The organism is Thermomicrobiales bacterium, assembly GCA_041390825.1.
Lineage (GTDB): Bacteria > Chloroflexota > Chloroflexia > Thermomicrobiales > UBA6265 > JAMLHN01.
In genome coordinates this window covers 16,192-28,229 of record JAWKPF010000016.1, presented here as the reverse complement: position 1 = coordinate 28,229, position 12,038 = coordinate 16,192, and the positions used below count along the sequence as shown (strand labels likewise).

Annotated in this window: 15 protein-coding genes; 5 read left to right on the top strand and 10 right to left on the bottom strand. The window is 61.4% G+C overall.

Annotated elements, in window-relative coordinates; all coding sequences use genetic code 11:
* Positions 1-354: 354 nt before the first annotated feature.
* Positions 355-498, bottom strand: coding sequence for a hypothetical protein (locus R2855_10100; protein MEZ4531371.1), 144 nt, complete (start codon positions 496-498; stop codon positions 355-357).
* Between the two features lie 1,597 nt (positions 499-2,095).
* On the opposite strand from R2855_10100, the gene R2855_10095 reads away from it, so the two are divergent.
* Entirely contained in the window at positions 2,096-2,569 is a 474-nt protein-coding gene (locus tag R2855_10095) for a hypothetical protein (GenBank protein MEZ4531370.1), read from the top strand.
* On the opposite strand, the gene R2855_10090 is transcribed toward R2855_10095, so the two are convergent.
* The 7 genes from R2855_10090 to R2855_10060 form a co-directional block, all read right to left on the bottom strand.
* Complete coding sequence (locus R2855_10090) at positions 2,542-2,856, bottom strand: Rid family hydrolase (protein ID MEZ4531369.1); 315 nt, start codon at positions 2,854-2,856, stop codon at positions 2,542-2,544. The two genes, R2855_10095 and R2855_10090, sit on opposite strands and share 28 nt — an antisense overlap.
* 4 nt (positions 2,857-2,860) lie before the next feature.
* Positions 2,861-3,154, bottom strand: coding sequence for a hypothetical protein (locus tag R2855_10085; GenBank protein ID MEZ4531368.1), 294 nt, complete (start codon positions 3,152-3,154; stop codon positions 2,861-2,863).
* Positions 3,155-3,204: 50 nt separating this feature from the next.
* Positions 3,205-3,435 (bottom strand): 4-hydroxyphenylacetate 3-hydroxylase C-terminal domain-containing protein, encoded by a 231-nt coding sequence (locus R2855_10080; protein MEZ4531367.1) that lies wholly within the window; start codon positions 3,433-3,435, stop codon positions 3,205-3,207.
* Positions 3,420-4,043, bottom strand: coding sequence for a 4-hydroxyphenylacetate 3-hydroxylase N-terminal domain-containing protein (locus R2855_10075; protein MEZ4531366.1), 624 nt, complete (start codon positions 4,041-4,043; stop codon positions 3,420-3,422). Before R2855_10075 ends, R2855_10080 begins: the two co-directional genes overlap by 16 nt.
* Positions 4,009-4,305, bottom strand: a complete 297-nt coding sequence (locus R2855_10070) for a hypothetical protein (GenBank protein MEZ4531365.1) — start codon at positions 4,303-4,305, stop codon at positions 4,009-4,011. The genes R2855_10075 and R2855_10070 overlap by 35 nt, the downstream gene beginning before the upstream one ends.
* A gap of 413 nt (positions 4,306-4,718) precedes the next feature.
* A complete protein-coding gene (locus tag R2855_10065; protein ID MEZ4531364.1) occupies positions 4,719-5,039 on the bottom strand; it encodes a flavin reductase family protein in 321 nt (106 codons plus the stop codon).
* An 895-nt stretch (positions 5,040-5,934) separates the two neighbouring features.
* Entirely contained in the window at positions 5,935-6,285 is a 351-nt protein-coding gene (locus R2855_10060) for a hypothetical protein (protein ID MEZ4531363.1), read from the bottom strand.
* A gap of 312 nt (positions 6,286-6,597) precedes the next feature.
* Between R2855_10060 and R2855_10055 the strand changes: the two genes are divergently transcribed.
* From R2855_10055 to R2855_10045, 3 genes are all read left to right on the top strand, one after another.
* Positions 6,598-6,891 carry a hypothetical protein gene (locus R2855_10055; protein ID MEZ4531362.1) on the top strand — a complete coding sequence of 98 codons (294 nt, stop codon included), beginning with the start codon at positions 6,598-6,600 and terminating at the stop codon, positions 6,889-6,891.
* Complete coding sequence (locus tag R2855_10050; GenBank protein ID MEZ4531361.1) at positions 6,888-7,157, top strand: hypothetical protein; 270 nt, start codon at positions 6,888-6,890, stop codon at positions 7,155-7,157. Before R2855_10055 ends, R2855_10050 begins: the two co-directional genes overlap by 4 nt.
* Positions 7,158-7,615: 458 nt before the next feature.
* Positions 7,616-7,990 (top strand): hypothetical protein, encoded by a 375-nt coding sequence (locus R2855_10045; protein MEZ4531360.1) that lies wholly within the window; start codon positions 7,616-7,618, stop codon positions 7,988-7,990.
* A gap of 2,408 nt (positions 7,991-10,398) precedes the next feature.
* Here R2855_10045 and R2855_10040 read toward each other — a convergent pair.
* Positions 10,399-10,695 carry a hypothetical protein gene (locus tag R2855_10040; GenBank protein ID MEZ4531359.1) on the bottom strand — a complete coding sequence of 99 codons (297 nt, stop codon included), beginning with the start codon at positions 10,693-10,695 and terminating at the stop codon, positions 10,399-10,401.
* A 391-nt stretch (positions 10,696-11,086) separates the two neighbouring features.
* On the opposite strand from R2855_10040, the gene R2855_10035 reads away from it, so the two are divergent.
* Positions 11,087-11,299, top strand: a complete 213-nt coding sequence (locus tag R2855_10035; GenBank protein MEZ4531358.1) for a hypothetical protein — start codon at positions 11,087-11,089, stop codon at positions 11,297-11,299.
* On the opposite strand, the gene R2855_10030 is transcribed toward R2855_10035, so the two are convergent.
* Entirely contained in the window at positions 11,296-11,457 is a 162-nt protein-coding gene (locus R2855_10030; GenBank protein ID MEZ4531357.1) for a hypothetical protein, read from the bottom strand. The genes R2855_10035 and R2855_10030 overlap by 4 nt on opposite strands.
* Positions 11,458-12,038: the final 581 nt, after the last annotated feature.

The following is a 12,038-nucleotide window of genomic DNA, read 5'->3' as shown; positions in this document are numbered from 1 at the left end:
GAAAGAGTTGGTAGTCGACGCTGCTTGGCCGTCATGAGAACCAAGCCTGGTTTGACCCGAACCGAGTTTGTCGTAGCGCAGTGACGGATACCAGCTTCCGCGAGCGTGATCGCGAGATTGCGGTTCGTCCCGATGGCAATCCGGAGCTGACGCCGTCCTGACTGGGTTGCGCCGCTGCCGGAGATGATCAAGGCTGCCGGGGACGATTCACTGGTCGAGAAGCTAGCCGGGGCCATGATCGAACCGTAAATGGTGTCCTCCGCTGGTGAAAGACACCTGGTATCGGTGAGCCCAGGTGGGAGATCAGCCGCTTCCGGGTCGCAGCTTGTGCTCCCGGGGAGACGGCAAATCCGGTCAGCAACCCGTTTCCGGATCGATCTTCAGTGAGACGTTGAACGTCTCGTCGTTTGCGCCAACGACCGAGTATCGCATATTGGTCGGCGGCTCGTTGGCGGTCATGATCATGGAATCCGGATCGAGCGTGAAGGGGCCGTACATTCCTGCAGCTGCACCAAACCGGTAGCGATCTGATCGGCGCTGGCTACCGCGAGCAACGACGGCGCAACATGCGCTTCGATCTCGCTGGCGTCCACGGCGACCCTGCCATTGGTCAAACAGCGACCATGTCCAGGTTGCCGAAGTGCTGGCCCAGCGCGTTGTCGGGGAAAAGCGCGGCATCGGCTGACTCGACCGCTTCAGGCGAAGCAGCTGGCGATCCTCAGCCGGCGATGCGATCGGCGAAGAAGATCGTCGCGGCCACAACAACTGTTTCCGCTGGAGCCTCTGTTGGCGTCTCCGTTGGCACTTCAGTTGGTGTGTCCGTCGGGACCGGAGTCGGCGTCTCTGTCGGGACGCGTCGGTCGGTGTTTCCGTCGGCGTTTCGGTCGGCGTTTCGGTCGGCGTTTCGGTCGGCGTGTCGGTCGGAACTGGAGTCGGCGTTTCGGTCGGCACTTGTGCGGGTGTGTCCGTCGGGACCAGGGTTGGCGTCTCGGTCGGAATTTCGGTCGGTGTATCTGTCGGCACCGGAGTTGGCGTCTCGGTCGGAGTTTCGGTCGGTGTATCTGTCGGCACCGGAGTTGGCGTCTCGGTTGAACTGGAGGCTGGCTGCTTCCGTGGGGCGGAACCGTGGTGGCAGTATCCGTCGAGCGGTTGCGGTTCCGCTGGAGCCACGGTCGCGCTAGCCTCCGCGTGGGCGCTGGTGCCAGCGGCGCGGAGAACCAGAGCGTGAACTGATCATCCTCGATACCGGGTCGACTGTCAGCGATGTCGGAATCTGGGTTCCATTGGCGGTGATCAGCGGAAGTTCGCGACCGTTGAGGAGCGTCCATCGATGCTGCGATGGCGCTCGAATCGACACTCACCGGTGCGTAAACCGCTCGGTACTCAGAATCGCCTGGAGTTGATCAGCTGGAACATCGGCCAGCACTGCCGGTGTGAATACGGTGGTGAGGTCGACCGCCGCCGCCTCGTCCTCAGGCAGATTGGAGGTAATCGACGCATTTCATTGAATTCGCTCGCTGAGCGGCCCTTCCGGCAACCCTGCGGTCGTTTCCGGGTTGCGTCCTGCGCAATGATTCCCATGGGCGCGCCCGTCGAATCCGGCAAGCGCCAAAATGAGCAGCGATGCCGCTTCGTACGAAGAGATTCCGCATCGATCGGGTCCTTTCACGGCGAGCCCGCGGGAGCTCGTTCACCTCATTCTGGTGGCAATTCTAGATGGCAAACGAAGCTGGATGTGCATGAAGAGCTGACGATCAACGATCGGGATCGCGTTCGCACCTGTAGGCGGGCGCCGATGCGGATCGAGCGCGCGGGTGACGTAGTCACTGGAAGTGGCCGCCAGAGACGCCACGCCGCAAGATCGTGAATCGGGTTCTCCGACCAGTCGACCCGCAGGTCGGTTTCCGGCCAGGGAACGCTGTCGACCACCTTCATCCCGGCGAATGCACGGGACCTTCCTCACCACCGAGCGCCAAAGGTCACCATTGCCGCCAACAGGCGATCCTCCAGATCCTGGTCCTGGTTGCGCGAGAAACGCTTCCACCATGCGGCTTGGAATCGCCTGGTCCTTGAGCAAGTTCCCGGCTGTGACCACATGCGGTCCACGCGCCATGTCGTAGACCCCCAGCACTCTTCGCCGCTGAATGCCGCGCTGCCGCCGGAACCGTCGACCACGCTGATCTGGCGATATTCGATCAATTCGGTTTCATTCACCACCTGGGCCATCGCTTCGTCGGCGTTGCGGGCTCAACGCGACGAGATCGAGCAACGGACGCCCAGCCGCGGGTCGGTGATATTCTGGCTGCAGGCCGCGCCGATTCCCGCGCGCGGCACGAAGCTGCAACGCGCCGCAACTGCCGGACTGGACGACGAGACTGCTACGCCAAACCGGCCGGTACGAGCGCAATGTCCCGCAATCGAAAAAGTCATGACACAACTTCCGGCGTCAGGAATCACGGCGGTGACATCGACTTCCACCACCCGTTCCGGCCGCGCGAGCGCGGTTTACGACGATTCCGGTGGAAACGGGGAACACGCCTTTCAGCTTAACGACCGGGCGGCGGGATAGACCGCATCCCGATAACGCGCATCGGTCAGATAGATGACGATCTTGACGATGTCTCCCAACTCGGCGCCGGCTTCCTCGAGCAGCATGGCGATGTTACGCATCGCCTGTTCGGTTTTGCGCCGCCGGGTCCCCGATACCAGCCATTTCGCGTGTTTCCAGATCCTGTCCCACCCTGACCACGGAGATACACCGTATTGCCAGCGACAACTGCCTGGCACAGGTCGTTGTCGAGCTTCTGGGATAGGTGTCTCTGGTGTTGAAGGAGCCGGTCGTCGATGAGTGGGCATTGGGTCACGCCTGCACTTTCTGTCGCTTCTTCAGGCACACCGACGGCAAATAGACCGGCCTTGTGCCCTTCTGCGGCGGACCGTCCCAATCGAACGCGCGATAAGCGGCTGCCAGATTGGCGAATGGAGCGATTGCGCGAAGAGCTGGAAGGTCAACCGGTGTCCGGCGTAGTCGGAATTGATCAGGATCGCGCGCAAAGGCAAGCAGCTTGCGGCGATCCTCGGCATCCCAGTCTTCATTGAATGTATAGAACTTCTCCAGCCAGGGCAGTGGCCGGGTCTTCGAACGCGGCAACATCCGGCGTCACGCAGATCTGCCCGGCCACAGAGCTCACGCGGCGATATGCATCATCGCTGAGTTGCGATGTCGCCAATACGTCCGGTGTAAAGGAGCGATTGATCTGGCATCAGAAGGCCGCCCGGACTCTCCTCCGCCTGTTCGATGGCGGCGGTCAGGTGAGCGTTGATCCCTTCCCGATAGCCTGGCCAATGCTGCCAGTTTCTCTTGCACCGCTTGCTGCTTGTCGAGTCCCGTCTGGCGAATGCTGAAAGCGCGGCGCTGATCAGCAGATCGGCCATGCGCAGGGCGCGCTGCGTGAAGGGAATGCGCTGTAGCGATGCACCGTCGCGCGAATATAGGCGGCGGCGCGGGTGTGCCGGTAGAAGAGCACATTCTCCCAGGGGATCTCCACATCGTCGAAGATCACGAGCGTGTCGACCTCGTCGAAGCGGTTCGAAAGCGGATAGTCGGCGGCCGGTTCTCGTCCTGCGAACCCGGTGCGGCAAATGTGCTTGATCCCTTCGACCATCTGCGCGATGAAGCCGACCGCATAGTCCGAGCTCGTCACTTCCCCAGTTGGCGATGGTCGGCTTGACGAACGCCTGGTTTGCATAGGCGGCGGCCGTCTCGTATTCGCGCCCCGCACCACGATGCCGTTTTCCGTCTCCCGCACGACATGCAGCAACATGTCAGGATCCTGATCTTGCGGCCGCTTCGAGCGGTCCCCCCTTGGGATCGGTATTCGCCGAGACATGGAACGGATCGGCGCGGACCGTGAAGCGACGTGGTTGCGAATGTTCTCCGCGAACTGGGGATCGACCTCGTTGAGCACGTCTTGCCCGTCATATAGAGCGACCACTTCGCCTACGGTCTCATCGCCCACGCGGGTAACGATCCCCTTTGACATCGTCCAGCACGGTATCGACCGCCAGCCGCTTGGCACGCCAGTCATCGCGTGGCGCGGCAGTTTGGGCAATCGAGCCAGCATTGCGCCTGCCGGTGCGCGGATCGACATAGGACATCACGTCCTGGGTCTGCGCCTCGTGCGCAAGGTCGTAGATGCGCGCGCGAATGTCGACGATCGGCCTGAAGACACGTAAAAGTTTGTCACGTCGGTGGCGATCTTCTTCTCGCCGTTCATGTAGACCTTCGTGGGCGACCGTCTGCAAAGCGACTCGAGTACCTCACCAGTGGATCAAGTGCGTCGATCTCTCCTGTAATGGAGCATTCAGTCCGAGCCCTGCAAAAAGACTGGAACTGTTCGGCGCCTGAGGCCTCTGGACTCTGGGTTCACTACAAATCGGCCTGTCCCAAAAAAAAAAACAGGTAGCTGGTGCCTGTCCGGCGTGCCTTCCCAACGGCTATAACCGCACCAACTCCGTGCTTTAGCTGAACGCTTTCGCCCATAGATGAAAGGAAAAATTGAATCTTCGGCCCCACCGGGCGACCACCCGCCCAATGGCGATGGCATGTGGTAAGATGCTGATGGTGTGCATGCGATCAGGACGTGCTGAATTAGGGCCATCGCCCCACCTTAAGAGCGGCGCTCCGTTTGTTCGAGATGCCAGTTTCTGCCTGAAAATCATATTGGGTTCCACGGCGAGGGTGCCGCTCCGGGCAAAGAAGTTTCCGCCACCCAACGCTGATCAGCCCGCAGGGCGTTGACGCCAAAGACGCCATTCGCGCGGATGGCGGCATCCATCGGGTTGTTGATTGACGCACACCAGCAGCGTAGGCGGTCGGCGGCCACGACGACATCGCGCTCACTGTCATCCGAATCCGCCAGCGCTCTGCCACTGGTGGTGACGATGGTGACACTGGTTGCCACCCGGCTCATACCGTCGATGAAGGCGCCGCGCAGACCGCATCGGTCACCGTGTGTTGTCCACCGAGTGCGTCGCATCCCTCTCACGACGTTGCGTTCGCCTTCTGTTGCCTGACTCGCGTTCGGCTTTTCTTTCTCTTGCTGGCGTAGCATGTTGATTTCCGCCAGCTGCGCTCCTGCCGCTGGCGCTCTAACGAGTTCATCCAGTCTTTGTATGGCCGCAACGCGTCTACCAACTGCGTCGCGCCACGGCCAAATCGCGATACCACTTGCGATCTGCCGGAACGACGATCCACGGCGCGGCCTTGGTGTGGAAATTGGTGAGCGTCATACGTCTGGTACTGACGCCAACACTGGCGCTCCACCCAGTCGCCAGCCGAAAGTTTCAGGCCTGATCGATCCTCTCGCTCTACATTAGCCGTTCCCCTTTGCTCATCTTTGCTGATGTGGAGAAAGAACTTGAGCAGGATGGTGCCCGACTCGGTCAAGAAGCTCTTCGAATTCGTTGATCTGACCGTAGCGTTTGCTCCAAACCGCTTTGGGACGAGCTCCTTCACCCGAACGATGAGCATCCTCATAGTGTGATCGGTTGAAGACTGTCATCATCCCCTTTCTGGCACCTTGTTGTAGATGCCAGAGAAAATCGTGCGAGAGTTCGAAAGGAGTAGGCGTCCTGAACGGCCAGACCCGCAACCCAGCGGATCTACTTTCGCTTCCAGCACGCTGCTCACTGTGCCATCTCCGCTGCTGGTGTCCATCCCTTGCATAGACGATGAGCACGCAAAAATGCGGAGTTCTGACGCGGCACATCAGCGACCGCAAGTCGCGAATCTCGGGTCCTTGAGCGGCTGGAGCAGATCGTGGGCGGCTTCTTTGTTCAGTCCGGTTGGTCCTACATTGGTAGGATAGTCAGAGCTTGACCTTGGTTCCTGGTTTGACGGTCAACGCGCATGGCAGAATGAAGGTCCTTCTCCTATCGTCCAGCAATGGCCTCTCCCGGCCCGGCTCCTGATCGGGAGCCGCGCTCAATGTTTCCTTGAGCCACGTCCAATTCGATCGGATTGGCTCGGGCGCAGCGAACCCCTCCGCGCAATGGCCACGCCTGGGTCAGCGCCACTGCGCCGCCGATCACTTGAGTTGCTCCCAGCCGCTCATCAGGAAAATCACCGTCGAAAAGACTCGGTGAAGACTGGTATGAGGGAAAAGATAGATGCACCGAGCGCCCAGCGCCGGCACGCGCGATCGCCCATCCCCAGAGGGAGTAACCGATCATGACCGAGACAACGGCCGCCCAGGCAATGGAAAACCACTCGAAGCCGGTCACATCGCCCCACTGCCTCATGCAGCAGCGTGCACCGAGGAACGGCAGGTGACCGTACACCAGTCCAACCACGACCGCCCAGGCCGTGGTCGTTTCCGGACTGTACAAGACCAGCGACGAGTGTCAGGCTGTAGATCGCGAAGCTCAACGCTGCGATCAAGACTACCCACAGCAGGTCGCCAGTCGCGGGCCTTCCGTTGGCCAGCAGCTTGTCTCCGATGAAGATCGCGACGCCCAGAAAGGAAACGGCCACCCAATCCATTGCAACCGCTGCACTGGTTCCAATCCGAAGGCGATTGCCGAGGAGGCAGGAGCATGAAGATGGGCGCGAGCGACATCAGAGGATCGCCGCCGCGGAGAATGCCGATGTGCGAGGCCGACGACGTAGAGCAAGTTGCGGCCAGCGAATCCGCACAGTCCACCACCGACGAAACGGGAATGTCTGCCCGTCGGATGCGCAGCGAGACACCGCGCGCCCACAGGCATGAAAAACAGCAAGACCGCAACCAGCGCGAACCGCAGCACGATGTAGAGCAACGTATCGAGGCCGCGGTCGAGCGCGGCTTCGTGATGGTGACGTTGTTGATGCCCAGAGGACGGCAACGGTGAGCATGGCTGTATCGGCCAATCTGATCGACTGGTGCGAGATTCGGCTGGAAACTGGTATCGATTGCCGGTCTTCGTGCAGCCGGCAGGTGGATCACGCTCGATCGGCGCGTGGCCGCTTTCTTCATGGAGAGTCTACGAGACAAGCACCCCGGATGGGAGCAGCGCACCTCGATCGTGAGGAGGTCGGCCTCGATATCGACGCCGCCGGTGTATCGCTAATCGGGAGTGATCCGCAGGCACAACGCGATGACACGGTGATGATGTAGGGGATCGGCTGCGTTTCCTCGAGTTCGCTGCCAACGGGCGCGAGGCGCCGGGGTTGTCGATCCTGCGCGATCTCGAAATAGTGGCTACCCTCCGAAGGGAACCGCCGCGGTCGCCTGCAACACGTGTTCTTCGCAAACGGGCTAAGGCCGGAAAAATCGACCGGAACATCGAAGGTGTTCCGGCTCCTGAAAGTATTCATGATAGCTGCTGTACGACGGGCTGGATGGCTGCCTGGTCGGAACCGGGTCGTAGCCACGGTCGATGACACGGGCCAGGAACGCCTGGGTGGTGGAATTGGTGGCCAAAGGAGATTTCGGTCACTCCAGCGTCCGACAGCGATCATCAGCGGGCTGAGTGTGGGCTGTCCATCGTGCGCCGTACTGGCAACCTCGCGTGCGGCTTGGCAAAAAGGTTGCCGTGACGTCGGAGCAGCACTCCTGCTCATACTCAAGAGGAGATGGTCGAGCCGCTGGAATCAGGTGAGCTGCCGCTGGCAATAGGTGCAATGGGCGGTGTGATCGTCGATCCATTGTCTGTCGATGATCTTCAAGTCGCCGCAGACATAGCCTGGCATGGCATCGCAGCAAACATCGCACGGGTCGACATTGGGGCGGCCTGCTTCTTGAGCGAGGTTGACGATTGCGGGAGGCTCGGTATCGTTCGCGTTCACCGCGCCATCGTCCGCTGGTTGAAAACTGTTGAATGCCCATTGCTCTTTTCCCGCTCACAGGCGGTCTCCGAAACAATTGCGGAGCTTGCGCAGCTTCGTGGTAGACATTGGCGCGCTGCTTCTTCCGAACTATTCAATGTTCTTCGGGCGATGCCAGCGTAGTCGAGTCAGGATACTTGCGGAGGATCAACGCGACGCGCTGAGCCCGGCAGGTTCTGCACAAAGACTTCGACTTCGGCCAACAAGTCGCGGCGTCCATCGATGCGGCTGATCCGGATTGGTAACGGCCAGATGGTCGTCGAGCACCGATCGAGCGTGCCGCCGCGTTTCTCCTTCCGCTTTGCGAGGCGGAAGGTGTTAGCGGCGATGCGTGGTAGAGCCAGGCGCGGTAGTTCGGAATCTGGTCCGAGCCTGCCAAACGCGCGATACGCCTGAGCATCGTCTCCTCTGATAGAGGCCGTCCGCATCGGTCGTGTTCCGCGTGGAGCTGAACCGAATAGCGGAAGATCTCGTCTCTGATACCGTTCGAGAAGTTCGTCGAAGCAGAGCGGGCGTTGACACGTCTGGCTCCGCCGTCTCCCGGATGGGCGCACCCTCTGCCTGTACGGCTGTTTGACTCATCTTCGACCATCCCAATGGCGCCGCTTCCCGTGGTGCAGCGCCACAGAACATCGAACCTCTCTCACCTGGTTCAACGCATGTCGCTAGTTTATGAGACGGGGTGTTTTCGAAAGACCTGTGCCGGCTCCCGACCTTGCCCGTACTCGTCGTAACTCGCTTCGAACAACGCGCCACACCCAGTTGTGGATGGCGCGCCACGCGCTATTGGTTGTTCGGCGAAGGAACGCTTTTCCGGCGCTCGCACTGCGCGAGGCGCTCCCACGGATCGAGCGTGCCGTTGAACAGCTCGTCGAGATCGTTCACTCCATCGCTATCGAATCGGCGACATTTGATTCGTCCCAAATGCCGCTTCTTCATCGAGACCGCGTCGCCATCGGTGTCGGCAGCCGCGCCTCCATTGGCCTGCTCAAGCCGCCTGCATTGTCATCGCTGGGATCGAGAGCGTGTTCTTGCCATTGCTCCACTCATCTCCATCGCCAACACCACCGCCATCGGTGTCGAACACGGTGATCGGTGCCGCCAGCCAACGCGTTCTCCGATTCGTCGATCAACCCATCTCCGTCGCTGTCGGTCATGGCGCCACCGGTTGTGTTGCCACCCTGACCTGTCCTCGCCCATTGCCAGTGGTTCCGTCTTGACCACAGTTGCCCTGCCTGGCCGGCTTGTCCGGCTTGACCGGTCGTGGCGCCCTGCGTCTGGCTGCCAGCACAGGCAGCATCCACCACATCGCCAAACGTTGTCGTCCAGTACCAGCCAAAGTCTGAGTTTGATCGAAAATGCTCTACCGATGCCGATCGCGGTGAAGGCCGGGTTGAGTATGTTCGGGTGTTGTGCCTCGGACTGTTCCGCCAGACCTACCGCGCCGGCGGCGCTTGGTCGCCCGCGAAGATGTTCGCCGTCGTGCCGCCGGGATATCCACGCCGCGATTCGCGATGCGAAGGTGGAACCGTCCTGGCCCCACGGTCGAAATAGTTTCTTGGTCGCCATTTGGCTGTGCCCTTTGGCTGCTGACGTCAACGTCGGGCTCATTGCCAACGGCGGTACGCCATTGGCCGCCCGGTACTCGTTGATCGATGCCAGGAACGCCAGTTCCTCCGCGTCTCCGCACGCCGGGGCGGCGTTAGCGCAGCCAGTCGTCGTAACCGCCGCTTCACTGATCGTGGCACCCTGTTGCTGTTTGCGGGCGCAGGCTGCGCTTCCGGTTGCGTGGTGTTGCCAACGGTATCCGGTGGGCTGCGCTCGATCGGCGGGCCGGCGGTGCTGCGCCAGCGTCTGCTGGAGCCGCTTCCCGACCGGCAGCCGGCTGATCTGGGCGCCGCGCCGGGTCCGCGGGCTGCAAATTCCGGCCAGCGGTTGGCCAGGTGCGTTCCCGGTCGCGCCGGCTGGCTGCCTGCCGGTGCGGCAGCTACCTGGGGCGCGCCCTGAACAACCGCGGCAACGCCGAATCGCCGGTGCAGGGCGGCGCCGTCGACAGTCGCTCCGTCGTCGTCCAATACCACTTCCAGGTGGAGTTAGTTGTTGACGCGTGCGATGCCGATCGCCTTGGCGGTTGGGCTCAGCATGTTGGCGTTGTGCCCTGGCCGTTGCGCCAGATTCCATCGCGCCCGTGGCGACGTCGCTCCCTGCAAAGATGTTCTCTGCGGTGTTGCCAGGATCGGGGTACCTGGCAGCCGTGATCCTGTCGACGAAGGTCGAACCGTTGACCTCTGCATATTGAAAATCGGTCGCCATCGAGGCTCAAGGTTTCGCGGCGATTGCGCTCAACGTGTCTGACTGAACGCGAGGAAAAATCCGTTTGCGCACGCGATAGATGTGAGCTGTAAGCAATGCATCTTTCTCGCCATCGGCAGGTTTGCGCTTCGGTCCAGCCGCCTGATCTATGAAAGCATTTGTCGAATGAGAGACGATAGCCGGAACGTTAGGGGAGCAATATCGCCAGGGTCCGTTTTTCATCCTTCCGCGAGTTCTGGATCATACGGACGAGAGTCGAACGGGCAGATGGGCGGTGGCGACGCCAAAGAGGCAGCGTCATGTGTGCAGAGATCTCGATGCGCGGTTCGCTCGACTCCCAGCACGCTGCATGGCAGCCTGAACTCGCGATTGGTCAGGCTCCCTGCGCCTGGGCAACCGTCGAAGTGGCGAATGATGAGGACGACATCTGGCGCGTCCGCCAACCGATGCACCGATGCATCGGTGACACCCCAGTCCCGCTGCACGTCATCCAGGTTTCGTAGATCGCCTGCCACACCCCAAAGTCCTGAACGGTGGCCGAACTGGTGAGGAGCGCCACTCTGGTGGAATTCCGCCGCCAATTTGGCCCAAATACCTGAGATCGACGGTAGGCGAGCGAGAATCACGGCATCGGGGGAACACCGCATTTCCGGCGATCCAGAGTACGGATGACTACGGAGTTTTCCGAGGGGCGCGACGTTAGCGTAGTCCGGCGTTCGAGCGCGATACGAATCGCCGCGCCTCGCGTGGTGACACCAAGCTTGGCGTAGATGCTGGTGAGGTGCTGGTCGATCGTGCGCGGGCTCACGCAGAGTTCCCAGGCGATCTCCCGGCATTGGAGGATCCGGTTGCCAGCAGCCGGAGCACATCCGTCTCCCGGGCGGGTAAGTCCGGCAAACACCGCTGGTGACGCAGAAGGCTGAACTTGCCGAATATCGCGCGGCGAGCTCGTCAGCCCGGCGCAGCGTTCGCACCGCGTTCATTGCGGAGGCACGACGCTCGCACCGATTCGAGCAGCTCATGAGCAAGCTGGGGCTCGTCGCGGGCGAATCGCAGTTCCGCTTGCCCCAGCAGGGTAAGCACTCACCCGTGCGCCGCGCCGGTCGCGTCGGCCGCTAAAGCGCTAACGCCGTGACGAATCGCGCTTCCGGGCGTCGAAAGCTGCGCGTTCTCGAGACGATCGAGTTCACCGAGCAACCGGTTCGCTGCCAGAGCACCAACGGTTGTCGTGGTTCGGTGCCGGCAGCCAACGCTTGCTCGGCGAAATCGCGTGCCAATTCATCCTCACCCTGGGCATGGCGGTAGGTCGCCTAGGACAGCAGTGCGTGTCCGCCCGCCCCAACACGCTTCCGCTCCAGGTCAGCCAGCTATCGAACGCATCGAGCCAACGACGTGCCAGCACGTGGTCGTCTGCATCGAGCGCGAGCGCAACCGCCAATGACCGCAGACTCACTGTATCCAGAGCCGGGCAGTCTTCTGGTTCGGCGTCTGCCCCGGCGGGAAAGTGCTGTCCGATCAGCATCCACGCCAGCGCCACATCGCCCCGACATCGAGCAATGGGAGCGAGCAACATCGGTGCGTTCCGTCGAAACGATCACACAAGCGTGCTCTGTTCCAACCGGGCCAAAGCGTCGATCCAGTCCCCCTGGAGTAGGCTCGACACCACGTCAGCTCGGCGCGGAGCTCACCGGTGATGTCTCTCCAAAATCCGCAAGAGATTCTGCAAGCGCGGACTCGATTCGCTGATGTTCTCCTGCCGGTCGATCGACCTGGATACGGTAGGACGACCATCATCAGCTCATCGAAGAGGGAAGGGGCCACCATGCCATGGTGGTCGCTGGCGGCAAAAGATGTCACG